General features: G+C 37.1%; 23 protein-coding genes, 1 tRNA gene and 1 pseudogene. 17 read left to right on the top strand and 8 right to left on the bottom strand.

Going from position 1 to position 25,141, the window contains the following annotated elements; translation table 11 throughout:
- The first annotated feature begins 19 nt into the window (after positions 1 to 19).
- The 6 genes from rplQ to prfA all read left to right on the top strand — a co-directional run bounded on the left by rplQ (position 20) and on the right by prfA (position 3,741).
- Positions 20 to 370: a 50S ribosomal protein L17 gene (gene rplQ / locus AC6EIW_RS06605; RefSeq protein WP_498461555.1), complete on the top strand. Its 351-nt coding sequence runs from the start codon at positions 20 to 22 to the stop codon at positions 368 to 370.
- Positions 371 to 421: 51 nt separating this feature from the next.
- Positions 422 to 1,243, top strand: a complete 822-nt coding sequence (gene truA, locus AC6EIW_RS06600; protein WP_498519912.1) for a tRNA pseudouridine(38-40) synthase TruA — start codon at positions 422 to 424, stop codon at positions 1,241 to 1,243.
- Positions 1,244 to 1,454: 211 nt separating this feature from the next.
- Entirely contained in the window at positions 1,455 to 1,907 is a 453-nt protein-coding gene (gene rplM, locus AC6EIW_RS06595) for a 50S ribosomal protein L13 (protein ID WP_498519911.1), read from the top strand.
- Positions 1,904 to 2,311, top strand: a complete 408-nt coding sequence (rpsI, locus tag AC6EIW_RS06590) for a 30S ribosomal protein S9 (protein WP_498519910.1) — start codon at positions 1,904 to 1,906, stop codon at positions 2,309 to 2,311. Before rplM ends, rpsI begins: the two co-directional genes overlap by 4 nt.
- Positions 2,312 to 2,347: 36 nt before the next feature.
- On the top strand, positions 2,348 to 2,608 hold the full coding sequence (rpmE, locus tag AC6EIW_RS06585) for a 50S ribosomal protein L31 (RefSeq protein WP_498519909.1): 261 nt from the start codon (positions 2,348 to 2,350) through the stop codon (positions 2,606 to 2,608).
- A gap of 35 nt (positions 2,609 to 2,643) precedes the next feature.
- Positions 2,644 to 3,741, top strand: coding sequence for a peptide chain release factor 1 (gene prfA, locus AC6EIW_RS06580; protein WP_498519908.1), 1,098 nt, complete (start codon positions 2,644 to 2,646; stop codon positions 3,739 to 3,741).
- Positions 3,742 to 3,747: 6 nt separating this feature from the next.
- Here the strand turns inward: prfA and AC6EIW_RS06575 are convergent, their stop codons facing one another.
- Entirely contained in the window at positions 3,748 to 4,254 is a 507-nt protein-coding gene (locus AC6EIW_RS06575) for an HNH endonuclease (RefSeq protein ID WP_498519907.1), read from the bottom strand.
- A gap of 73 nt (positions 4,255 to 4,327) precedes the next feature.
- Here AC6EIW_RS06575 and alr point away from each other — a divergent pair, with 73 nt between their 5' ends.
- The 5 genes from alr (at position 4,328) to AC6EIW_RS06550 (ending at position 7,599) form a co-directional block, all read left to right on the top strand.
- Entirely contained in the window at positions 4,328 to 5,536 is a 1,209-nt protein-coding gene (gene alr / locus AC6EIW_RS06570) for an alanine racemase (RefSeq protein WP_498519906.1), read from the top strand.
- 60 nt (positions 5,537 to 5,596) lie between these two features.
- Positions 5,597 to 5,685: transfer RNA gene (locus tag AC6EIW_RS06565), tRNA-Ser, on the top strand.
- A 134-nt stretch (positions 5,686 to 5,819) separates the two neighbouring features.
- The gene (locus tag AC6EIW_RS06560) at positions 5,820 to 6,701 is read left to right on the top strand and encodes a hypothetical protein (protein WP_498519905.1); all 882 of its coding nucleotides are present in this window, start codon (positions 5,820 to 5,822) and stop codon (positions 6,699 to 6,701) included.
- Positions 6,702 to 6,792: 91 nt separating this feature from the next.
- On the top strand, positions 6,793 to 7,341 hold the full coding sequence (locus AC6EIW_RS06555; protein WP_498519904.1) for a hypothetical protein: 549 nt from the start codon (positions 6,793 to 6,795) through the stop codon (positions 7,339 to 7,341).
- 123 nt (positions 7,342 to 7,464) lie between these two features.
- The gene (locus AC6EIW_RS06550; RefSeq protein WP_011295180.1) at positions 7,465 to 7,599 is read left to right on the top strand and encodes a hypothetical protein; all 135 of its coding nucleotides are present in this window, start codon (positions 7,465 to 7,467) and stop codon (positions 7,597 to 7,599) included.
- Here the strand turns inward: AC6EIW_RS06550 and AC6EIW_RS06545 are convergent.
- Positions 7,592 to 8,485 (bottom strand): serine hydrolase, encoded by an 894-nt coding sequence (locus AC6EIW_RS06545; RefSeq protein ID WP_498519903.1) that lies wholly within the window; start codon positions 8,483 to 8,485, stop codon positions 7,592 to 7,594. The genes AC6EIW_RS06550 and AC6EIW_RS06545 overlap by 8 nt on opposite strands.
- Before the next feature lie 21 nt (positions 8,486 to 8,506).
- Between AC6EIW_RS06545 and AC6EIW_RS06540 the strand changes: the two genes are divergently transcribed.
- Together AC6EIW_RS06540 and AC6EIW_RS06535 are read left to right on the top strand one after the other, a co-directional pair.
- Positions 8,507 to 9,259 carry a C40 family peptidase gene (locus AC6EIW_RS06540; RefSeq protein ID WP_498519902.1) on the top strand — a complete coding sequence of 251 codons (753 nt, stop codon included), beginning with the start codon at positions 8,507 to 8,509 and terminating at the stop codon, positions 9,257 to 9,259.
- Between the two features lie 32 nt (positions 9,260 to 9,291).
- On the top strand, positions 9,292 to 10,254 hold the full coding sequence (locus AC6EIW_RS06535; RefSeq protein WP_498519901.1) for a glycosyltransferase: 963 nt from the start codon (positions 9,292 to 9,294) through the stop codon (positions 10,252 to 10,254).
- Here AC6EIW_RS06535 and AC6EIW_RS06530 read toward each other — a convergent pair.
- A complete protein-coding gene (locus tag AC6EIW_RS06530; RefSeq protein ID WP_498519900.1) occupies positions 10,212 to 10,694 on the bottom strand; it encodes a HEAT repeat domain-containing protein in 483 nt (160 codons plus the stop codon). The two genes, AC6EIW_RS06535 and AC6EIW_RS06530, sit on opposite strands and share 43 nt — an antisense overlap.
- 136 nt (positions 10,695 to 10,830) lie before the next feature.
- Here AC6EIW_RS06530 and AC6EIW_RS06525 point away from each other — a divergent pair, with 136 nt between their 5' ends.
- The gene (locus AC6EIW_RS06525; protein ID WP_011295429.1) at positions 10,831 to 10,947 is read left to right on the top strand and encodes a photosystem I reaction center subunit VIII; all 117 of its coding nucleotides are present in this window, start codon (positions 10,831 to 10,833) and stop codon (positions 10,945 to 10,947) included.
- Between the two features lie 37 nt (positions 10,948 to 10,984).
- On the top strand, positions 10,985 to 11,512 hold the full coding sequence (locus AC6EIW_RS06520; protein WP_498519899.1) for a photosystem I reaction center protein subunit XI: 528 nt from the start codon (positions 10,985 to 10,987) through the stop codon (positions 11,510 to 11,512).
- Between the two features lie 215 nt (positions 11,513 to 11,727).
- On the opposite strand, the pseudogene AC6EIW_RS06515 reads toward AC6EIW_RS06520, so the two are convergent.
- The 3 genes and pseudogenes from AC6EIW_RS06515 to psaA form a co-directional block, all read right to left on the bottom strand.
- Positions 11,728 to 11,908: pseudogene (locus AC6EIW_RS06515) on the bottom strand (hypothetical protein); the annotation flags it as partial.
- A gap of 92 nt (positions 11,909 to 12,000) precedes the next feature.
- The gene (gene psaB, locus AC6EIW_RS06510) at positions 12,001 to 14,229 is read right to left on the bottom strand and encodes a photosystem I core protein PsaB (RefSeq protein ID WP_498519898.1); all 2,229 of its coding nucleotides are present in this window, start codon (positions 14,227 to 14,229) and stop codon (positions 12,001 to 12,003) included.
- A gap of 21 nt (positions 14,230 to 14,250) precedes the next feature.
- Positions 14,251 to 16,557 (bottom strand): photosystem I core protein PsaA, encoded by a 2,307-nt coding sequence (gene psaA, locus AC6EIW_RS06505; RefSeq protein WP_498519897.1) that lies wholly within the window; start codon positions 16,555 to 16,557, stop codon positions 14,251 to 14,253.
- Positions 16,558 to 17,171: 614 nt separating this feature from the next.
- Between psaA and cobJ the strand changes: the two genes are divergently transcribed.
- Both cobJ and lipA read left to right on the top strand, forming a co-directional pair.
- On the top strand, positions 17,172 to 18,953 hold the full coding sequence (cobJ, locus tag AC6EIW_RS06500; RefSeq protein WP_498519896.1) for a precorrin-3B C(17)-methyltransferase: 1,782 nt from the start codon (positions 17,172 to 17,174) through the stop codon (positions 18,951 to 18,953).
- A 135-nt stretch (positions 18,954 to 19,088) separates the two neighbouring features.
- Entirely contained in the window at positions 19,089 to 19,958 is an 870-nt protein-coding gene (gene lipA, locus AC6EIW_RS06495; RefSeq protein WP_498506136.1) for a lipoyl synthase, read from the top strand.
- Here lipA and AC6EIW_RS06490 read toward each other — a convergent pair.
- Both AC6EIW_RS06490 and gltB read right to left on the bottom strand, forming a co-directional pair.
- Positions 19,946 to 20,272, bottom strand: coding sequence for a YciI family protein (locus AC6EIW_RS06490; RefSeq protein ID WP_498519895.1), 327 nt, complete (start codon positions 20,270 to 20,272; stop codon positions 19,946 to 19,948). The genes lipA and AC6EIW_RS06490 overlap by 13 nt on opposite strands.
- Before the next feature lie 6 nt (positions 20,273 to 20,278).
- Complete coding sequence (gltB, locus tag AC6EIW_RS06485) at positions 20,279 to 24,868, bottom strand: glutamate synthase large subunit (protein WP_498519894.1); 4,590 nt, start codon at positions 24,866 to 24,868, stop codon at positions 20,279 to 20,281.
- Positions 24,869 to 25,141 lie beyond the last annotated feature (273 nt).

Raw genomic sequence — 25,141 nt, 5'->3', positions numbered from 1 at the left:
ACATTTCAGATCTAATCCAATGCGTCATCAACGTCGAATTCCACAACTGAGTCGTCCTGCAGATCAAAGGAAAGCGCTTTTAAGAGGATTAACTACACAACTAATTCGTGAAGGTAGAGTTACAACCACCAAAGCAAGAGCAAAAGCTTTGAGAGATGAGACCGAGAGAATGATCACTTTAGCTAAAGATGGCAGCCTTTCTTCAAGAAGAAGAGCAATTGGTTATGTATACGATAAGCAGTTGGTTCATGCACTTTTTGAAAAGGCTCAAGAGAGATATGGTGATCGTCAGGGAGGTTATACCAGAATAGTTAGAACTATCCCAAGGCGTGGTGATAATTCAGAAATGGCTATTGTTGAGCTTGTGTAGGATACATTTTTTGCAAAAAAGTAATCCAATATTTTTTAGTTTTAGTTAAATTTGACCCATAGAATCGCACTTGTTATTCAATATGATGGATCATGCTTTAAGGGCTGGCAAAATCAAAAAGATTCAAAAACTGTTCAAGGAACTTTAGAAGAAAAAATTGCAGAACTTGATCCAAGCAGACCAGTTAAGGCAATAGCAGCAGGCAGAACTGACTCAGGTGTTCATGCTTCTGGACAAGTTGTTCATTTTGATTGCTCTGGCCCAATTCCTATTAACAAATGGACATCAGCACTTAATGGAAGACTTCCAGCATCAATCAAAGTTATTGAAGCTGCGAGTGTTTCCAGTAATTGGCATGCTTGCTATTCAGCCAAATATCGAAGGTATAGATATACTATTTTTAATGGTTCTTATCCAAATCTCTTTCTCCAAAATATAAGTTGGCATAAATATAGATCTAAATTGGATGTCAATTTAATGAAGCATGCTCTGAATGATTTATTAGGTTTTCATGATTTTGCAGCGTTTCAAAAAGCAGGAAGTAATAGGAGTAATTCATTAACCACCGTGCAAGATGTTTCTATTTGTCGTGATGGAGATATAGTCACTGTTGAGATCCAGGCCAGTGGCTTTTTGTATGGGATGGTAAGGCTTTTGATGGGCCAATTAGTTGCTGTTGGAGAAAAACGACTTTCTCTGGAAAAATTTAGGTTTAGATGGAGAAAAGGTTTGCGCCATGAGGTAAAAGAGTCTGCGCCAGCTCATGGATTGTGTTTGATAAGAGTTGGTTACGAGGAAAACATCTTCTCACAAGAGAAAAGTTTTGATACTTTCCCTAGGTTCTCTCTCCCAATATATGAGTCCTCAAAATAAGCAAACAAAATAAAAGATTAATAATTTAAAAATTGGGAATTTTTTTGAATCAGGAATTTAAATTTTATCCGAACAAAAAGGCCAGTTTTAAGCCATGGAAGTGTAGAATTGTTTTTCTGAAGAATCAGTTCAATTTTTTGACTTGATAACTTCCTTAAATAGTATTATCAGTCGATAATGCTCATTCAGTGTTAAAGGTGTTAAGGAAAAAATGAACAAGACATCCGTTCCATCACCGGATTCAATACATCGCCAGTGGTTTCTGGTTGATGCAGAGAATCAAACTCTTGGTCGACTAGCAACTGAAGTTGCTAGTGTTCTAAGAGGTAAGACAAAGCCAAATTTCACGCCCCACTTAGATACAGGTGATTTTGTTATTGTCGTAAATGCAGAAAAGATCAAAGTAACAGGCAAAAAATCAGATCAAAAGCTTTATCGCAGACATTCTGGACGTCCTGGTGGAATGAAAGTGGAAACTTTTAAAGCTCTTCAATCCAGAATTCCAGAGAGAATCGTTGAAAAGGCAATTAAAGGAATGCTTCCTCACACAAGGTTGGGTAGGCAATTATTTACCAAACTCAAAGTTTATAAAGGCTCTGATCATCCTCATTCAGCTCAACAACCTACAATTCTAAATCTAAATTCTGAATCTGTTAAGAAATGACTACCTCCACAAACAAAGTAGTTTACTGGGGAACTGGTAGACGTAAAACATCCGTAGCCAGAGTGAGATTAACCCCTGGGAAAGGTGAAATAATTATCAATGGTCGGCCAGGTGACCACTATTTGAATTTCAATCCTGCATACCTATCTGCAGTTAAAGCTCCTTTAAGAACTTTAGGATTGAGTGATTCATATGATGTTTTAGTTAATGTATATGGTGGAGGATTGACTGGTCAGTCCGACGCTATTAAACAAGGAGCTGCGAGAGCTTTGTGTGATTTATCTCTTGATAATCGCAAGCCTTTGAAAGTAGAGGGTCATCTTAGTCGGGATCCTAGAGCTAAAGAAAGGCGTAAATATGGTCTTAAAAAAGCTCGTAAAGCTCCTCAATTCTCAAAGAGGTAGTTTACTTTTTACCTCAAATCTTGCACTTTTATTATTATGCCTAAATCAGATATCCATCCAACTTGGTATCCAGAAGCAAAAGTCATTTGTAATGGAGAAGTTGTTATGACAACTGGTTCAACTCAGCCTGAAATACAGGTTGATGTTTGGAGCGGAAATCATCCTTTCTTTACAGGGACTCAGAAAATTTTAGATACAGAAGGAAGAGTAGATAGATTTATGAGGAAATATGGTATGGCCTCATCTGACTCAGGTGAACAAAAAGATAAATCTCCCAAAGAAGAAAAAGAAAGTTGATAGCTGTTTTTCTAAAGAATTAGGGAATATAAAGAATGGATTCTTCAACCCTAATAAAACGATTAGAAACAGCTAAAACTAGTTTTCAAAACTTGGAGTTGCAATTAGCTGATCCAGACGTTGCATCAGACCCAAAACAATTAGAGAGAATCGCTAGGGAGAGATCACGTTTAGAGCCATTAGTTAATGATTATTTCAAACTTCAGATAATAGAAAGAGAGTATGTAGAAGCTAAAGGTTTAGTAAAAGAAAGTAGAGATGATAAAGAGATGGAGCTCTTGGCTAGAGAAGAACTTGAAAATCTTGAAAACTCAAAAAATGAATTAATTAAAAAGTTGACTTTGGCTCTTTTGCCCAAAGATCCAAGAGACGAAAGAAGCGTGATGCTTGAAATAAGAGCTGGTGCAGGAGGAAATGAAGCTTGTTTATGGGCTGGTGATTTGGCAAGAATGTATGAGAGATATGGACAAAAAATAGGATGGAATGTCAAACCGATAAGTTCAACAGAGGCTGATATGGGTGGTTTTCGTGAAATGATCATCTCAGTAAAAGGAGATTCTGTTTACAGTCAATTAAAATTCGAAGCAGGTGTTCATAGAGTACAAAGAGTTCCTTCAACCGAATCTCAAGGACGAGTTCATACCTCTACTGCAACTGTTGCTGTAATGCCAGAGGCTGATCCAGTGGAAGTAAAGATAGAATCTACTGACTTAGAAATTAGTACGGCAAGATCAGGTGGTGCTGGTGGGCAAAATGTAAATAAAGTAGAAACAGCGATTGATTTATTTCATAAACCCACAGGTATAAGAGTTTTTTGTACGCAGGAACGTTCTCAATTACAAAATAGAGAGAGAGCAATGGAGATTTTAAGAGCCAAATTATTAGAATTAGAAATAGCAGAAGCTAATGCAAAAGAAAGATCTGCTCGATTGTCTCAAGTTGGTACAGGTGATAGAAGTGAGAAAATTCGGACATACAACTACAAAGATAATCGAACCACCGATCATCGATTAGGAATAAATTTTCCTCTCGAGCAAGTTCTAGAAGGTCAATTGGAAGATGTTATTGGCGCATGTATTGCAGAAGAACAAAAAAGGCAAATGGAAGAGATGAGTAATCAATCTGAAGATTAATAGAAGCTATGCTACCCATCCAATTACATATTTACTCCATTCTTTATGGCGACCAGAATGAATTTGTTTTGTGGTTTCAAAACTCATGTTATTTAGAGGTTTGTAAGGTTTTGTTTTTAATGGCATCTTTGCTTCGTCTGGAGTTCTATTGCCCTTCATTACGTTGCATTGAAGACACGCAGTAATCACATTCTCCCAATTGTCTGTTCCTCCTCTACTACGGGGTAAAACATGGTCAATTGAAAGTTTCTTATTTTTTTGACCACAATATTGACAACAGTTATCATCTCTTTGAAATATATTTTTCCTAGAAAGAGGTATATCTCGATATGGAACTCTAATAAATTGTCTTAATCTAATTACTGTGGGGGCTTTGACATCTTGCCTAATATTGTGTGAAGTATCTTCTTCTAGACTTTCGGCTTTGCCTTTAAGCATCAAAACAGTCGCACGACGCCATGAAGTGATGTTCAATGGCTCATAAGAAGCATTTAAAACAAGAACTTGACCCATGCAAGCAAGCTATTTAAGCGGCATGCTAGTGGTATTGGAACCTTGTTGCAGTTTCCCTTATTACATTGATTACATGCCGAGTATGTCAAAGATCAATAAAAGAGAAAGATCTTTCACTTTTGAAGGGAAAACTCAAAATGCAATGAGCCCTGATCCTCGAAGTCGTGCATGGGTAGAAGTTGACTCTAAAGGTATTGAAAATAATTCAAGAGTTTTGAAAAACTTTATTGGTAAAGATTGTTTGTTAATGGCAGTAGTAAAAGCTGATGGATATGGACATGGAGCAGAGACTGTTGCAAAAGCTGCTTTAATTGGAGGTGCTGATAGTCTCGGAGTAGCAACATTAGAGGAGGGCATTCAATTAAGAAATGCTGGCTTTAGGTGTCAAATATTGATTCTTGGAAATCTAATAAATGCAGAAGAACTTTATTCTTCTTTTTGTTGGGATCTTATTCCTACGATCAGCGGCATTCGTGAGGCAATAATTTGTAATAATATAGCAGAAAATAAGAATAAAAGATTTGCTATTCATTTAAAAGTTGACACAGGTATGACTAGACTTGGCTGTGATTGCAGTCAAGTTGAAGAATTAATTACTAAGATTGATTGTTTAGAAAATATCTCCTTGGAAGGTATATATAGTCATCTAGCAATTGCTGATCAAGATCTACAAAATAGTACTCAAAAAAGTTTCACTCAGATTCAGTTAAATAGATTTGAGAAGGTTTTAAAGGATTTAGGCAAAAGAAATAAGCTTTTGTGCACCCACCTTGCTAATTCTGCGGGGACACTTTCAGATAGTCGTCTTCATTTTGATATGGTTCGAGTTGGACTTAGCTTGTATGGTTACTTTCCCATAAATGATATCGACTCTGATTTGAATCTTACTCCAGCCTTGAAAGTTAAGGCCCGAGTTACTTTGATTAGGGATGTTGAAAAAGGTATAGGAGTGGGCTATGGACATATGTTTAAAACCAAAAGGAACAGTAAACTTGCTGTCGTTGCTATTGGCTATGCAGATGGCGTAAGCAGGACTCTCTCTGGGAAAATTTCAGCCTCAATAGATGGAGTGTTGGTTCCTCAAGTAGGTGCAATTGCAATGGATCAAATGGTTTTTGACATAACTGATAAACCAGATATTAAAACTGGTCAGGTTTTAACCCTTCTTGGAACTGATGGTGAGGTTTGCATACCTCCTCAAGATTGGTGCGATTTGTCAGGGTCAATTCCATGGGAAGTTCTTTGCAGTTTCAGAAATAGACTTCCTAGAGTGGTCACTTAAAATTTGTAGAGGATCACAATACAAATTTTTTGAGCTTTGACTTGATAAGGTATGGAGAATGGAGAGGTGGCTGAGTGGTTGAAAGCGGCTCCCTGCTAAGGAGTTACAGGAGGTAACTTCTGTCGAGGGTTCGAATCCCTCCCTCTCCGTTCTTATTTTCGGCCAAAGGTTTCTAGAGACATCAAAGAATAGTAAACCTATTGCATTACTTCATTGCAACTAGCCAATATTTTTAAAATCATTGTGATCTGGATGCTTGAATAGGCAAAATTTTGGATTTAAAGTGCAAGCGAAAACAGCTCAAGCAGACAAGAAAGCAGCGGCGGAAAAGAAAGCCCTAGCGGAAAAGAAAGCAGCGGCAGAGAAGAAAGCCTTAGCAGAAAAGAAAGCAGCGGCGGAAAAGAAAGCCCTAGCGGAAAAGAAAGCAGCGGCGGAAAAGAAAGCCCTAGCGGAAAAGAAAGCAGCGGCAGAGAAGAAAGCCTTAGCAGAAAAGAAAGCAGCGGCGGAAAAGAAAGCCCTAGCGGAAAAGAAAGCAGCGGCAGAGAAGAAAGCCTTAGCGGAAAAGAAAGCAGCGGCGGAAAAGAAAGCCCTAGCAGAAAAGAAAGCAGCGGCAGAGAAGAAAGCCCTAGCGGAAAAGAAAGCAGCGGCAGAGAAGAAAGCCTTAGCAGAAAAGAAAGCAGCGGCGGAAAAGAAAGCCCTAGCGGAAAAGAAAGCAGCGGCGGAAAAGAAAGCCCTAGCGGAAAAGAAAGCAGCGGCAGAGAAGAAAGCCCTAGCAGAAAAGAAAGCAGCGGCAGAGAAGAAAGCCCTAGCGGAAAAGAAAGCAGCGGCGGAAAAGAAAGCCCTAGCGGAAAAGAAAGCAGCGGCAGAGAAGAAAGCCCTAGCAGAAAAGAAAGCAGCGGCAGAGAAGAAAGCCCTAGCGGAAAAGAAAGCAGCGGCGGAAAAGAAAGCCCAAGCAGGCAAAAAAGCAGCTGAAGATAGAAAATCTCGAACGAGCAAGAAGGTCAATTCTCGATCTCAAATTGATTCTCAAAAGAAACGAGATTCAAGAACTGAATTGTTGACTGTATCAGTTTCCTTAAATACTGGAAAGATCGTTGCAATAGCTTCTGTGGGGATTTTGGCTTCGGCTATTCTTGTTTCTGCGATGGTATTTATTGCTGGGTAATTCAATTTCACGAACATCTATGTGAAAGTAACTTTTTCCCTCTGACTTTCTGCTATGTTTTCGTTCTTCTAGTTTTATACAAACCTAAGCTGTGCTTAAAGAAAGAATCCAAGAGGTTTTTGAGTTCACTAAGAGTGAGTCCCCGTATCGGAAAGCTAATAAAGGTTGGATTAATCAAGATATATTTTTGGATTTAAGCCCTTCAATTAATAAATTTAAACAAAGGAATGAGGACGCAAAAGTAACATTATTTTGGTCTCCCATAAATAGTTTATTATCTAATATTTTTTTTATTATTATTTTATGTTCAGTACTTGTATTCACTTCAGTATCTTTTGCAAAAGGGAGATTTGACTTTAATTTATTTAATAAATCTGCAATTTCAGATATTGTAGAAGTTGAAAAAAATAATTATCCAGAGACAAGTGAATTAGAGGATACAGATCCTACTAATTCCACAATTCAACAAAATATTGATTTCAAAGACTTGGATAAATCAAATCAATTCAATTCATCAGACGAGGATCTAATGAAAGTAGATAAGAAAATAGATAAACAGGATAGTTCAACAATAGAAAGTCAAAGTAAAAAAGATACTAAAATTTTACAAAATAATAAACCAAAATCAAATTTTATTTGAATATCTTTTTGCACCCAATAAACAATTCTTTGTTTTTTTAAAAATTGTTTTATCAGTGAAACTTTTTTTGTTTTTTGGCATTGTTAGATGCTTTAATCAATGTGATTTTTATGAGTTTTCAAGGTGTCTGAAGCAAAGGGTAATCAACTCGCAACTATATCTGTTTACTTAAATACACCAATAATAGCCGTTCTTTTGGCTGTTGGATTTCTTTTGGGATCTATTTTATTTGCAGGAATCTTACTTATTGCTAAATAGCTAATTTGTTTAATTCACTGCTAATCGCTGGAAGTAAAAATTGATCTTTTACTAATTCTTTTCCAGTTGTAAAAACAACTGCAAGCATAGGATTTTTATTAGGAGCTTCCCACCATGCAACATCATGGCGAACTTCGCTCATTAAGCCTGCTTTGCTCCAAAGCTTAGAAGCTAAAGGAAGACCTGCTCCTAAAAAACCATCTACTTGATTCTCTAAATCTTGTTTGCGACAAAATGGATCGAGTGATCGTTGAAAAATTTTTTTTAAATGCTCGCTTTCTAATTTTGGGAGCATTTCAAGAGTCATTAATGATTCAAAGAGCCTGGCAGTTCCATCGGTTGTCATGCTGTTTCGATTTTCATTTTTTTTTCCATAAAAATCTTTTTCCCTTCCAAAAGGTCCTTCATTCCATGTCTTTTGACTGCAGTTCCAATTTTTTATTTCAGGCCATCTAAGATCATTGAGCCAGGTGTTGATTAATTGTCTTTGGATTTTCCATCCTTGATAGTTGGATTCATTAAGAGATGGACCACTTGTTGTACCTGTTAAAAGATCTAAAATGAAACCTGTTGCGTCATTATTGGAGTTGGCGATCATTTCATGCAGAGCTCTCTTAAGTTCTTCTGAGTTAACGATTAAGTCTTGTTGTAGCCATACCTGAGTTGCCAATGCATAAACTATTTTTACTACACTCGCAGGATAAAAATTTTTGTTTGTATTCCATCCTGTTCCAAATCCACTAGTTGAAGATGGACTTTGCTTGTCATAACGGATGCATGTTATTGCAATATCTTCTTGAAGGTTTGGACGACCTTCTTTTTCAAACCTATCTAGTAGACCTTTTAGGCAATGTGCCATTTCAGGGTCTTGTTGGTAGAACGCCATAGCGCTCGAGAAGAATTTAATATGACCTTAGAGGTTTTGCTAACGAAAGCTTCATTTGTTTTGGGAAGTTTGTGGAAACTGCGAATAAATATAGATGGGTTAAAAAATGAAAGTAGTGATGAATTAGTTACGCAAGTGAGTATTGGCAGGTGTTTTCAAGTGATTGATTATTTAAAATTTAATTTTAAAAATAAAGAAATTATCGATAGAGTTAAAGTTCGTCTTTTGGAAGATGACTACATTTGTTGGTTTAGATTTTCTGAATTAATTCATCAAGCTTCAAAAATAGAATCCTGGGAATCCGAATTCTGCACTGAAGACAAAATTATTTCTAAGATACCAAGAATATTGTCTTGGGCTAAGGCTGCGAAAAAAATAAAAAACGAATATTTGTGGGGTGGAACTATAGGTCCAAATTTTGATTGTTCTGGATTGGTTCAATCTGCTTTTGCAAGTTCAGGTATTTGGATACCAAGAGATGCTTATCAGCAGGAAAAATTCTGTAAAAATGTAGCATTGGATATTGAAAATTTAGGAAAAAAATTAATACCTGGTGATTTACTTTTCTTTGGATCTTCTGAAAAATGTACACATGTGGCATTGCATATTGAGAATGGTTTTTATATTCACAGTTCTGGGCTAACTGATGGGCATAATGGAATAGAGATTGACGGTTTATTTCAACCAAACCTTGGAAAAATTGCTTCTTTTTATAGATCTAAATTTAGATCTGCTGGAAGAGTGGTTTCCTGTTATCAGAGTGAAAACTCTTAAGAAGATTAATTAACCCTTATGAGGAGTTTTGAATGAATTCTAATGTCGCCTTATCAATAGTTGTTCCTATCTATAACGAAGAAGAAAGTCTTCCTTTTTTGGTTAATCAGTTATTAGAAAGTTTAAAACCTATGGAGGAAAATTTTGAATTAGTTTTAGTAAATGATGGTTCATCAGATAACAGCGCAGAGATAATTAGACAATTAAGCATTGACATACCAGAATTAGTCGGAGTTCTTCTACGCAAAAACTATGGACAAACGGCTGCTATGGCTGCAGGATTTGATATTTCTTCTGGTGAGATAGTCATTACCCTTGATGGTGATTTGCAAAATGATCCCAAAGATATTCCTTTATTAGTTAATAAGATTAGAGAGGGATTCGATCTTGTAAGTGGATGGAGATTTCGAAGGCAAGATGCAGCTATCAGTAGAAAACTTCCATCAAAAATCGCTAACCGTTTGATTGGGAAAGTTACTGGAGTTCGTCTTAATGATTATGGATGTTCTTTAAAGGCGTATAGGAAAGAAGTTTTGACTGATATGAGACTATATGGAGAATTGCATAGATTTTTACCTGTTTTAGCAAATATTGAAGGAGCGAGAATTACGGAGGTAAAAGTAAATCATAGAGCCCGTCAGTTTGGCACTAGTAAGTATGGAATAGATAGAACCTTTAGAGTCTTAATGGATTTGTTGACTGTTTGGTTTATGAATAGATTTTTAACTAGACCCATGTATGTTTTTGGTTTTGGTGGAATTCTTGCAATTATTGGGAGCTTCATAACAAGTTTTTACTTATTAATTATCAAACTTTTAGGCGAAGATATTGGTAACAGACCTTTACTTATTTTCGCTTTACTGCTTGCAGTGACTGGAGTCCAACTTTTTGGGTTTGGCTTGCTTGGAGAGCTTCAGATCCGGACTTATCATGAAAGTCAAAATAGACCAATCTATCGCATAAGAGAAACATTCCGGGGAGGACGAGAAGTTTGAGATTTTTTATGTAAATCAATAGTTTTTCCTTTATAAAATGAAATTCCAGCTGCTGATGCAATAACAACTCGACTATCAGAATCTCTTAATCCTCTTCTTAAAAAAGGTAAAGCTTTTTTGTTCTTCCATTTACTCGCAATTTGAATAGCTAAAAGACGATCACTGGGGTTGCTAGAGATTAATTTAGTTAATTGTTTTTTTGTTTCTAGTGAATCATGTGAAAGTTGATGCTTAAAAGGCTTTGATTCTTTATTATTATGTTTGTGTGAATTTTGATTTTCTAAACTCTTTTTAATTACTAAAGAGTTGGATGCTACTTGGCCCTTTGAAAAAGAATCCTTTTGAGGTTTGAAAAAAGCTGATGCCTTGGATTGTTTTTTTGAAGTCCAGAGGATTAAAGCAATAATTAGAGCTAAACTACCAGCAAAAACTTGATTCATGATAAGAAAAACTGTTTAATGATGCATCTTCGTAAAAGAAGATAAGCGGATATAACTTTTATGTCATCAATGGGATGTATTTCGTCTGATTAGATCATAATTCTATAAAATAAGAGTGGATTTATTGAAATAAGTAATGACTAGTGAACTAGCTTCAAGTTTGCTTCCCGCAATTCTGATTCCATTAGTTGGGATTATGGGTCCAGCCGTTTTCATTGTTTTAATTGGTAGGTACATAACAGCTACTGAGTAATTTTAAAAATTTAATCTTCTACCGATTCTTTTAGCCCATGACTAAATCTCAAGAAACACTTATGCAAAAGTGGGCTGTGAAAACAGTCACAGACCCAACTGTTGGTAATCTTCAAACCCCAGTTAACAGCGGTTGGTTTACAAAGATGGTTATAAATAATCTTCCTGTTTACAGAGAGGGCTTATCCCCAAACTTTAGAGGCCTTGAAACAGGAGCAATTTTTGGTTATTTACTATTTGGGCCTTTTTCTATGACAGGGCCTCTCAGAAATACTGATTTTGCCTTGACAGCAGGTTTACTTGGTGGCGTAGGCGCTATTCAAATACTGACTGCTCTTTTTATTCTTTACAATGCTGCAGGTAAGGCGCCTAATGTGCAGCCCCCGGATGCAACAGTAGCTAATCCTCCTTCTGATTTATTTACTCGAGCAGGATGGAATGATTTTACAAATGGTTTTTGGTTAGGAGGTACAGGAGGTGTGGTTTTTGCTTGGTTGTTAATTGGTACTTTGCATCTAGATACAGTTCTTCCTTTAATTAAGGAATATCATTTACTTGGAGCTTAAAATCTTTTAGAAGAATTTTAATAAAAAAGCCCCTTCAATTAGGGGCTTTTTTATTCTCTAAATTATTTATGTCAATTGGCTGATATTTTTTAAAAGCTTTAAATTAGATTAATTTCTTTACTGTTATGAATTTTTCTAAGCCTAATAAGTATTAATTTCCAATAAACATTGCCCGTAAAGACAGTGTTCTATGATTTAAAGCTTTTGTTAGGGATTTATCCGAACTTACCTGAAGTAGATGCGATAACAAAGGCTCCAAAGGTTACAAAGTTTCCAACTGTGAAATGTGCTAAACCAACTAATTATGCTTGGAAAACTGATAATGCAAGAGGTTTATCTCTCCAACCAACCAAATTAGCTATTGGAGTTTTTTTTTTGAGCCCAAACAAGAGTTTCAAAATATATAACCTCATAAATAATATTAGTTCTCAAAAAAAAACACTGCCTGTAAAGACAGTGTTCTATTATTTAAAGCTTTTGTTAAAGATTTATCCGAACTTACCTGAAGTAGATGCGATAACAAAGGCTCCAAAGGTTACAAAGTTTCCAACTGTGAAATGGGTTAAACCAACTAGTCGGGCTTGGACAATTGATAATGCAACAGGCTTATCTCTCCAGCCAACTAAATTAGCTATTGGAGTTCTTTGATGAGCCCAAACAAGAGTTTCTATTAGTTCTTGCCAATAACCTCTCCAAGAGATGAGGAACATAAATCCAGTAGCCCAAATGAGATGACCAAATAAGAACATCCAAGCCCATGGAGATAAAGCATTTACACCAAATGGGTTATATCCATTGATTAGCTGAGAACTATTTAGCCATAGATAATCTCTAAACCAACCCATTAAATAGGTACCAGATTCATTGAATTGAGCAGTATTACCCATCCAAATTGCTAGATGTTTCCAATGCCAATAGAAGGTAATCCAAGCAATAGTATTTAAGGCCCAGAACATTGCTAAATAAGTAGCGTCCCAAGAAGAACTATCACAAGTACCACCACGACCTGGTCCATCACAAGGGAAAGCAAATCCTAAATCCTTCTTATCTGGAATCAGCTTTGTTCCTCTAGCATCAAGAGCACCCTTGATAAGAATCAAAGCAGTTGTATGTAGTCCTAGTGCAATCGCATGATGAACCAAGAAATCTGCAGGTCCAATAGGTAAGAAATTGGTTAATGCATCTTGTCTATTGATCATGTCCATCCAGTAGTGATTACCTGGCATGGAATTAGCAGCTATGGATGCAGAACTTGATGCATTTGCTAGCAACGCATTAAATCCATACATCATTTTTCCACTTGCAGCCTGCGCGAACTGTGCAAATACTGGTTCAATAAGAATTTGCTTTTCAGGTGTTCCAAAGGCTACAACTACATCGTTATGAACATAAATTCCAAGAGTATGGAAGCCTAGAAGCATTGTTACCCAACTTAAGTGGCTGATTAAGGCTTCTTTAGTACTAAGTATTCTTGCTAGAACATTGTCTTTATTAAGCACTGGATCATAATCTCTGACAAAGAAAATTGCTCCGTGAGAGAATGCACCAACCATCAAGAACATTGCTATGTATTGATGATGGGTATATAGAGCTGACTGAGTTGTGTAATCCCTTGCGATAAATGCATATGAAGGAAGGGCACCCATATGCTGGGCGACCAAACTACAAGCTACACCTAAAGAAGCTAGAGCAAGTCCAAGTTGAAAATGGAGTGAGTTGTTAACTGTCTCGAATAGTCCATTGTGCTTGATACCGAAATAACCCTTATGTGGATCTTTTGGGTGACTTGTATTGTGGGCTTCAACAATTTCCTTAAGGCTATGTCCAATACCAAAGTTAGTCCTATACATATGACCCGCAATTATAAATACAACTCCTATAGCTAAATGATGGTGAGCGATATCTGTTAGCCAAAGTGATTCACTTTGAGGGTGAAGGCCACCTAAGAATGTAAATATAGCTGTACCAGCTCCTTGAGTAGTTCCAAAAACTGCATCAAGTGAATCAGGGTTTTGTGCATAAGCTCCCCAATTTCCTGAGAAAAATGGAGTTAGACCTTCTGGATGAGGCATAACAGTTAACCAGTTATCCCAGCCAACATGTATCCCTCTTGATTCAGGTATGGCTACGTGAATCAAATGACCAGTCCAAGCAATACTGCTGAATCCAAAAAGAACAGCAAGGTGATGATTTAATTGAGATTCTGCATTTTTGAACCAAGCTAATGATGGTCTGTATTTAGGCTGAAGATGAAGCCATCCAGCAAACAATAACCAGCAGACAAGAATGTTGATAAAGATTGCACCCTGGAAAAGCTGCTCATTTGTTCTCATACCAATTGTGTACCACCAGTGGTATAAGCCTGAGTAAGCAATATTGACTGGAGAAGTTGCTCCTGCCTGAGTCAGAGCATCAGTAAGACCTTGTCCAAAATGAGGATCCCAAATTGCATGAGCAATTGGACGAGTATGAGTTGGATCTAGAACCCATTGCTCAAAGTTTCCTTGCCAAGCAATGTGAAAAAGATTTCCTGCCACCCAAAGACCAATGATGGCTAAGTGACCAAAATGAGTAGAGAAAAGCTTTTGATATAACTGTTCCTCTGTCATACCGTCATGACTTTCGAAGTCATGAGCGGTAGCGATGCCGTACCAGATTCTTCTGGTTGTAGGGTCTTGAGCAAGACCCTGACTAAAAGATGGAAATTTAGTTGCCATTTTATGAAAGATCAGAGAGGGTCAGCCGAGACCGATTAAGCGAGCGTGGAAGAAGGCCCAAGTTGTAGCAATTCCTCCTAGAAGGAAATGAGCTGCTCCTACTGCACGACCTTGAGTAATAGATAGAGCTCTTGGTTGAATGGTTGGAGCCAACTTAAGTTTATTATGAGCCCAAATAATTGACTCAAATAACTCTTGCCAGTAACCACGGCCACTAAATAGGAACATAAGACTGAATGCCCAAACGAAATGTGCTCCTAAGAACATCAAACCGTACATACTTATGGGTTGCCCATAACTTGTGAGGACCTGTGATGACTGAGCCCAGAGGAAATCTCTAAGCCATCCATTAATAGTTATGGAGCTTTGAGCAAAGTTTCCTCCTGTAAGTCCCCATACATCACTTTGCATTTTCCATGAGAAGTGGAAGATGACTACTGATAAGCCGTTATACATCCAGAACAATCCAAGGAAAACATGATCCCAAGATGAGACTTGGCATGTACCACCTCTTCCTGGACCATCGCATGGGAATCTAAATCCAAGGTTCGCTTTGTCAGGAATGAGTCTGGAACTCCTTGCGAATAAAACTCCTTTTAGAAGTATCAAAAGGGTTACATGGATAGTAAAAGCATGGATATGGTGAATCATGAAATCAGCAGTTCCTAGAGGTATAGGAGCTATTCCAATTTTCCCACCAACCTGACTTACTGAACCATTAAAGACCTCGCTAACTAAGCCACTTTGAAGATTTACATTTGCGCCAGCAAGAGTTGTAGAACCAGCAGCTGAGTGATGAATATTTTGAATCCATTGAGCAAATACAGGTTGAAGTTGAATTCCTGTATCACTGAACATATCTGCAGGTCTTCCTAAAGCACGCATTACATCATTGTGAATATAAAGACCAAAACTATGGAAACCTAAGAACATGCAAGCCCAATTAAGATGACTAATTAATGCATCTCTTGCTTTCAAGATTCTATCTAGAACATTATCTATATGAACAGCTGGGTCATAGTCTCTAATCATTGCAATACCAGAATGCGCTGCGGCACCAACAATGAACAATCCTCCAATCCACATGTGATGTGTAAATAGACCCAGAACAGTTGGATAATCTACAGACAAGTATGGATATGGAGGCATCGCATACATGTGATGAGAAATGATGATGCTCAATGAGCCAATCATTGCAAGGTTTAAACCAAGCTGAGCATGCCAACTATTAGCTAAAAACTCATAAATTCCCTTATGACCATTTGGAGCAGGGAAAAGAATTGGATCACCTGCATGGTTATCTAGTATTTCTTTGAGACTATGGCCTATGCCAAACATTGTTCTATATAGATGTCCGCCAAATACAGCTAGCACTCCAAAAGCTAAATGGTGATGAGAAATATCTGTCATCCACAAACTTCCCGTAACGGGATTTAGCCCACCTTTAAAAGTTAGAAAATCACTAAATGCCCACCAGTTGGTCGTAAAGAAATTTTCTACAGTTCTTCCGGCAAGTCCAGGAAAGATTTGACTAGCGATTGCTGGATTACAAAGCTCATGAGGTAGAGGCATGTCTGCAACTGAAGCTATAGGAATGCCATCAATAATCAGTGGCTTACCTGCGTCAATAGCATCCATAAGCGCTGCAGTAGGAGCACCAATGTGAATGCAGTGACCAGCCCATGCAATTGAACCTAATCCCACAAGACCAGCAATGTGGTGATTAAGCATGGATTCAAGATTTCTGAACCAATCAAGCTTTGGTGCTGCTTTGTGATAGTGATATATACCACCGTGCAACATTATTGCAGCCATTAAAAGTGCACCAATAGCAAGAGCCATTAGCTCAGTTTCATTGGTGATTCCCCAGCCTCTCCACATCTGGAAAATTCCAGATGTGATCTGAATGCCGTGATAATTTCCTCCTAAATCAGCATTTAGCATTTCTTGCCCAACTATTGGCCAAACCACTTGAGCTCCTGGTTTGACATGAGTTGGGTCTGCAAGCCATCCAGAATAATTAGAAAAGCGAGCTCCATGGAAAAAAGCTGCACTCATCCAAATAAAGATGACTGCTAAATGGCCAAAGTGAGCAGAAAATACTTTTCTACTGGTTTCTTGTAGATCTCCGACATGAGTATCAAAATCATGCGCATCAGCATGAAGATTCCATATCCAAGTTGTAGTTTTTGGACCCTTTGCGAGGGTCTTAGACCAAAAACCAGGCTTGTCAAGCTTGGAAAAATCTACGGGGATAGCATCAGTTTCGATAGGTTTATCGAGAACTGGTTCTTTTTTTTGTTCTCTTTCTGGTGGGCTAATGGTCATCGAGTGATTCCTTCAGGAATGTGATCGAGGTTTGGGGGGCCTAATCTTTAAAAAATTAGGGTTAAATCTTCGGTGAGTAATACTACTTAGGAAGTGGCATTACCTGTTGAAAGATTTTAGGAATTCAAGACCTACCTTTGAAGTTACTTGAATCCCTAGGTTGAGTGTTATGCCATAAGCATAAAGTAGACTCTCACTTACTACGGTCGCATGTAACAAATGTTCTACACTTTTTCTATGACTTCTTGAAAACCAAGGTTCCTAAATTTAAGAAAGTCTTTGGATTTAAAGAGAAAATAGAAATTTTTTTTAAATAAGCTATTCGGCTATAATAATTATAAATATCAACTGATCAAAATAATAGTTATCGTAATGCTTTTTGGCTTTGATGGAATTTTTTGGTGTAAGTAAAAATACTTTTCAACACAGTGATGGGGATTCGCTGTAGGTTTGGGCTGGTTTTGTTGAATGCCGATTTAAAGATTTTTTATTTTTAATAAATCTTTCTTTAAGTGTTTTCCTAATATGAGACAACGTTATTTTTAAATACTGTTCTGGCAAAAATATCAGTTAAAAATCCAAAACGAATTGCTTTTGGATTTTCTTTAAGCGCTGTGCCTTTGCTTGAGAGATTACAAGCAAGCAAACACGTAGATCAAATTTTTATATCTCATGGTTCAAATCTCTACTTAGAAAAAAAAATTGAAGGTTTAGTTGAATCCTTGCCAATTGATTTTTTGAAAAATCATTGGCAGAACAATAATCAATTAATTTTTGTAGGGGCAATCGGCGCTGTGGTTAGACTTGTATCTCCTTTTGTTAGATCTAAAGAAAATGATCCAGCTGTAATAGTTGTTGATTCAAGAGCTAAAAATGTTATTACTCTTTTAGGAGGGCATAAACAAGGAGGAGAAGCATTTGGTAATGAATTAGCAGCTGCTTTAGAGGCAGAATTGATTTGCACCTCAGATTCATTTACTGAAAGAAGAATCCCTTTGGATTGTTTTGGTGAAGGGTGGGGCTGGAGAAGAGGTGGGGGAGACGCTGATTGGCGAAAATTAATGATTAGCCAGTCTAGAGAGCAAAACAATATTATTTTTCAATCAAAAGGATCAAAATTGTGGCAGAAATTAAAAGGCTGTTCTAATTTTTCTTTTTTAGAAAAAAACGATCTAACCCCTTTTGAAAATATCAATTTATATATAGGTCAAGAAAATTCCAATTCATGTTCATGGCATCCACCATCAATAATCATTGGAATTGGTTGTGAGAGGAATACAGATGAAAAGCTAATTCTAAGGGCAATTAATGAGTCTTTTATTCAAAATGGTTTATCACTTCTTTCTATTGCTGGTTTAGCAACAATCGATAAAAAAAATGATGAAATAGGATTATTAAACTTGTCAAAAAAAAATGAGTGGCCAATTTATTTCTTCAGTGCTATTGAACTTTCAACAGTAAATGTTCCTACTCCTTCAAATGTAGTGTTGAATGAAATGGGAACTGCCTCAGTCTCTGAAGCGGCAGCACTTTTGTTAGGAGCGCAAAGTGGAAGGTTGATACAAGAAAAACAAATCTTTTATTCCAATGCAGATGAGTTTGGGGCCGTAACAATTGCATTAGTGGAGCTATCAACGGCTTTTGCACCTCATAAAGGTGAACTGCATTTAATTGGTAGTGGGCCTGGCGACTTAGAAATGCTTACTTCTGATTCACGTCTAGCTTTAACTAGGTGCGCTGTGTGGATTGGCTATACCCCTTACTTGGATTATTTGGAGTCAATTCGACGGCCTGATCAGGTTCGCATTGATTCAAAATTAACCTTTGAAAGAGATCGATGTGAATACGCTCTTGAGCTTGCAAAAGAAGGCGTAAGGGTTGCTCTTATTTCATCTGGTGACAGTGGAATTTATGGAATGGCAGGGTTGGCTCTCGAAATTTGGCTAAATGAAAAGATTGATTCCAGACCTTTATTTCAAGTTCATCCAGGCATTAGCTCCTTTCAGATGGCTGCTGCAAAACTAGGAGCTCCTTTAATGAATGATTTTTGTTCTATCTCTTTAAGTGATCTTTTGACTCCTTGGAATCAAATTGAGAGCAGAATCAAAAACGCAGCTATTGGTGACTTTGTTATTGCAATCTTTAATCCAAAATCAATAAAACGTGATTGGCAGTTAAAAAAGACTGTTGATTTATTACTCGAATTTCGCAAACCCTCCACACCTGTTGCTATTGCTCGAGAGGTTGGGAGGCCCGATGAAACTCTAGAAATACATACTTTGGAAACTTTGCCATTTGATCGGGTCGATATGTTTACTATTTTGGTAATCGGTAATAGTCAGAGTGCTGTTAAAAACAATAAATTTTTAACACCCAGAGGCTATTTCCCTATTTAAATTTTTATATTCTTTTAAACCAGAAAGACGAATACTTTGTTTTAAGCTTATTTTTAGTTATCAACTTGAGAAGAAGTTAAAAAATCAAGTCAATCTGGAAATTCTTTCTAAAGTTAGTTTGTTATTAAAAGAGCTTTGCTTAAACCAGACTGGTTACGTGTTAAGGCACCACAGCAAGAGAGGATTGGCAATGTTGCTGATCTATTAGTTGATTTAAAACTCAATACAGTTTGTCAGGAAGCAAGTTGTCCAAACATTGGAGAATGTTTTGCAGGGGGTACTGCTACTTTTTTAATCATGGGCCCTGCTTGCACACGGAAATGCCCTTATTGTGATATCTCATTTGATAACTCGAAAAGGCTTTTAGATCCATCAGAACCTGATCGCTTAGGTGAAGCTGTTTACAGGATGGGCTTAACTCATGTTGTAATAACTTCGGTGAATCGAGATGACTTAGAGGATGGTGGCGCTAGTCAATTTTTGAAATGTATTAAAGCTGTTCAAAGCAAATCTCCTTTTACCTCTATTGAAGTCTTAATTCCAGATCTTTGTGGTAATTGGGATGCTTTAAAAGTCATTTTGGATGCTGCACCAAACGTGCTAAATCACAATATTGAGACAGTTCCAAGGCTATATCCAAGAGTAAGACCTCAAGGAAAATATGAAAGGTCTTTGGAATTATTAAAAAGAGTTCGTGAAGGTTGGCCAAGAGTATATACAAAATCAGGCTTAATGGCTGGATTAGGAGAAACGGATGAAGAGATTTTGAGCGTTCTTTATGATCTGCATTTACATAAAGTCGACATAGTAACTATTGGCCAATATTTGTCACCAGGACCAAAACATTTACCTGTTAATAGATTTGTATCTCCTTCGCAATTTGATAGTTACCGTATTGAGGGAGAAAATAAATTAGGATTTTTACAAGTAATTAGTTCACCATTAACTCGAAGTAGCTATCACGCTGGAGAAGTTAAAAAATTAATGATGTCTCATCCAAGATAATTTGAAAGCTTTGGCTGTCTTCGATCAATTGATATCCATTGTTGAAGATCCCATTCGACTAAATCATTTTTTATCATGGGGTCATTCGCTATGATTTTTTTTGCTGTTAAATAATCCTTAGCTTCAAGAATTAATAAACCCCCTCCGCCTGGAATCTTTTTTTCATTTATTAAATATCCGCTCTGGATGTAATGGCCTCCTTTATTCATCTCTTTGACCCATTCTTTATGCATTAATAAAAATTTTTTCCTTTCATTGTTAGATAATTCTAAGGTTTTATCTTTAAACTTCTCAGTCTTAATAAATAATGGCATTCTTATCTATGATTTCGCTTTCTCCAGTGCTTCCTGAATACATAATTTATTTTTTTCGCTTGGAGGAACTACTATCTTAAATAACTTTTTCCACGAAGACCAATCTGAGAGAATTTTGTTTGCTATGGGACTTTTAGTTCTCTGAAGATGTTCAATAATTAGGTCCTTTAAGAATTGCTCTTGGTTAGTTGAAGTTAGATTATAGACCTCAACAATTTCATTATTTATTCTTAAGTCAAGTTCATTTTTTTTGTCAAGAATAAATGCTATCCCTCCAGTCATCCCTGCTCCAATATTTCTTCCGGTTTTTCCTAGAACAACAACCACTCCCCCAGTCATATATTCGCAACAATGGTCTCCCGCTCCTTCGATAACAGCATGAGCGCCACTATTGCGAACACCAAAACGTTCCCCTGCTATTCCAAGGGCGAATAATTTTCCACCCGTTGCTCCATACAAACATGTATTTCCAAGTATTACCTGTGCGTTGGATGTGTGATTGATGATTTCAGGAACAACTGTAATGGAGCCTCCGTTAATGCCTTTGCCTACATAATCATTGGCTTCTCCTACTAAAGAAATATTCATTCCTTTTAAAATAAAGGCACCAAAACTTTGCCCCGCTGAACCTTTAAATATCAAATTTAAATTCCCTTTAAAACCTTTATTTCCATATTCTTTAGCTATTACTCCAGAGATCCGTGCACAAACACTTCTATCGGTGTTAACTATTGAAATTTCTTTAGTAATGCTTCCCTGAGTCTTAATTGCATTGGAAATTTCTTCATCTTTTAGAAGAGCATTCTCAAGAACTTCTCCATTGCTATGAGCATCTATTTCGTGGCTCAACCATGAACGATCTTTTGAGTTCTTTAAAGGTTTGAGAAGGCTGGAAAGGTCGACCTCTTTTGTTTTTGTTAGTTCTAGGTTCCTTGGAATTAATAAATCTGTTCGTCCAATAAGATCTTCGACTTTTGCTACACCAACTTGACTCATTAATTGCCTTACTTCCTCCGCTACGAAGATAAAGAAGTTCACCACATGTTCTGGTAAACCTGGGAATCTTTTTCTTAAGCCTTCTTGTTGAGTTGCAACACCGACTGGACATTTATTTGTATGGCAAATCCTCGCCATGATGCAACCTTCAGCGATCATTGCGATTGTTCCAAAACCATATTCTTCTGCTCCAAGTAGAGCCGCAATCAGGACATCCCATCCTGTTTTTAAACCTCCATCTGCTCTTAACAAAACCCTTTTGCGCAGATCATTTTCTAATAAAGATCTGTGAACTTCAGTTAATCCAAGTTCCCATGGCAAACCAGCGTGTTTAATTGAACTCAGTGGCGAGGCACCCGTTCCACCATCATGTCCTGAAATCTGGATTACATCAGCATTTGCTTTGGCTACTCCCCCAGCAATTGTGCCAATGCCAATTTCAGCAACTAATTTCACACTCACTTTTGCAGTTGGATTTATTTGATGTAGGTCGTGAATAAGTTGAGCTAGGTCTTCTATGGAGTAAATATCATGATGAGGAGGAGGCGAGATAAGAGCTACACCAGGCTTGCTATTGCGAAGCTTGGCTATGTATTCATCAACCTTTGGTCCAGGTAATTGTCCTCCTTCTCCAGGTTTTGCTCCTTGGGCTACTTTGATTTCTAATTGCTTTCCGCTAGTTAAATATTCAGGGGTTACACCAAATCGGCCAGACGCAATTTGTTTAATTGCGGAACAAGCAGTATCTCCATTTGAAAGACCTTTGATATTGGGTAAGGTCTTTGATTGATTATTTTCATCAACATCTTCAAGGATATTGAACCTAGCGGGATCTTCTCCTCCTTCACCACTATTACTTTTGCCTCCAATTCTATTCATTGCTATTGCAAGAACTTCATGCGCTTCCCTTGATAGAGCGCCAAGACTCATGCCACCGGTGCAAAATCTTTGACAAATACTCTCAGCACTTTCTATTTGATCTAGAGGTAAAGGCTGTGCTGCTTTTTTAAGAGTAAGTAGATCTCTTAGGGTTGTAGCTGGACGACTTTCTAGTAGTTGTTGATAAGTTTTGAAGTGGTCATATCCTGGCCCAGCTTTTACTGCAGCATGAAGAATTTTTGACATTTCTGGATTATTCAAATGAAATTCTCCACTATTTCTGTATTGAACAAATCCATTAAAGTCAAGTTTTTTTTGCTCTAGCTCTGGAAACGCTTTTTTATGAAATGAAATTGTCTCGATTGATAATTCTCTAAGAGTGAGTCCAGCTATACGACTTGTAGTTCCTTTGAAAGCTAAATCAATTAAATCTGCACCAATACCGATGGCTTCAAAAATTTGTGCTCCATGATAACTTGCTAAAACAGAGATTCCTATTTTTGAAAGTATTTTTCTTAATCCATCCTCCATTGCTTTCTTAACATTTTCTTGAGCAATCTCTATGGATAAATTAGACAACTTCCCATCGGAAATCAGTTTTTGAGTTTTAGGTAGTTGCCACCAATGTCGGGTAGTTTCCCATGTTAACCATGGACAAATTGCACTTGCTCCAAATCCAATTAGACAGGCTATGTGGTGGGTACTCCAGCATTGAGCTGTATCTATAATTATTGAAGTTTTTAGCCTTAGACCCTTGCTAAGTAAGTGATGATGAACTGACGCAACAGCTAGAAGAGGAGGAATGTATGATTTTTCTCGATTAATATTTCTATCTGAAAGGATTAGTATTTCTCCGCCATTAATTACACAATTTTCTGCTTCTTTGCATAGATGTTTAATACCTTTATCTAGGCTTATTTCAGAATCATTTATAGGAATTAATGTAGATATTTTATTGCAATTAAGACCAGATTTTGTTATTGAAATTAATTCTTTCTCATTAATAACTGGTGATTTAATATGAACTAGTCTTGCAGATTCTGCTTTTGGAGATAATGGAGCTTTCCTAACACCAAGGTGCATTTCTAAGCTCGTAACAAGTTTTTCTCTAAGAGGGTCAATTGGAGGATTAGTTACTTGTGCAAACCTTTGTTTAAAATAGTCATAAAGAATATGTGATTTCTTGGAAAGTATGGCTAGTGGAATATCATCTCCCATGCAATAAGTTGGTTCTTTGGCATTTGCAGCCATGCTATTGATTATGTAATCAAAATCTTCTGCACTAAATCCAAATGCAATTTGTTGCTGAAGCAACTCTTGCTTATCAAATTTATTATTTACTTCCCAATTTTGGTTATTGAGATTAATACGATTTGCTTTTAACCAATCTAAGTATGGATATCTGTTTGCTGATTCTTCTTTGACATCCCAGTTTCGTAAAATTCTCTTTTTCCCTAAGTCTACTGACAGCATTTGACCGGGCCCTAGCCGACCTTTTTCTTGAATTTGACCCTCATCTAATTCAACAACACCTGTTTCAGATCCCATAACAACATATCCATTTTTAGTGATGCAATAACGAGCTGGTCTTAGACCATTTCTGTCAAGTGTTGCTCCTATGTTTCTTCCGTCAGTAAAAACTATTAATGCTGGCCCATCCCATGGCTCCTGAGTCCCTGCAGAGTATTCGTAAAAAGCAGTGATTTCAGGTTTGTTTATTAATTCAGGTTGGTCTCTAAAAGCCTCAGGTATAAGTGTTAATAAGCTATCAGTTATTGGTCGGCCGCTTCGAACCAATAGCTCAAGAGTTAAATCAAGATTGGCTGAATCACTAAATAAATTGTTGACAATGGGTTTTAGATCACTTGCATTGTCTTCCCATACTGAACTTATATCCGTTTCTGCTGCCTTCGCCCAATTTATATTTCCTAGCAGTGTATTTATTTCTCCGTTATGACCTAAAAGTCTCATGGGTTGAGCTAATGGCCACTTTGGTAAAGTATTCGTACTAAATCTTCTGTGGTAAACCGCATATGAAACTTTAAATCTGTCGTCCTGTAGATCTTTATAAAAAGGAGCCAGTATTTCAGATCTGACCATTCCCTTATATACAATTGTTTTATTACTTAAAGAGCATATATAGAGACCTAGTTTATCTTCTTTTAATTCTATATTTGCCCGATTTGAAATCCTTTGCTTTAGCCTGAAAAGCAAAGCCTCAAGACTAATTTCTTTATCCTGAATATCAACTATCCATTGTGTAATAAAGGGTTCATTTTCTCTTGCAAGTTTTCCTAAAACTGCATCATCAACAGGAACATCTCTCCATCCTTTAGAAGTTAAGCCTAAATATTCAGCTTCTTGTTCACATATATTTTTTGATATTTCCCTATTCTTTTCATCTTTAGGCATGAAGATCATTCCTATGCCTGATGATTTGGGCTCACATTCTTTGGCAGTTTGCCAAACTTGCTTTAGATATGACCATGGAATTTCGCATAGAATCCCAGCGCCATCACCTGAATCGCTATCTCCTCCACATCCGCCTCTATGCTCCATGCAACTCAGACCACGTAAAGCCTGAGACAAGACCCAGTTGTTTTGCTTGCCTTCGACGCTTGCTATGAATCCAACTCCACAAGAATCTTTTTCCCCAGAGAATGCATCTGGATAGGTGCTATCGCAATAAGGCCAATTTGATCTTGAGGGTCGTTGATGCATGTTTTTTAACTTACTATTTTTTCTTTTCTTACAAAAGTGCTATCGGTAAGCTTTGAAATGAATGATTAGATTGATTTGATAGTTCCTAGAGTTACATCTTAAACATTTTTGTCGACCATCAAGTTTTTTCTTCAATACTTTCTTTAAAAATTCGTCCCTTATGCTTGAACCTAAATAAAAATAAAATATTAATTAAAAAAAAATCCTAATTTGGGTGCTTGACCGAGTAATCTGGAGAATTGTTGAATCTGGTCGAACCAAGACCAAATATAA

The organism is Prochlorococcus sp. MIT2308, assembly GCF_059772345.1.
This window is presented reverse-complemented; position numbering and strand designations above follow the sequence as displayed.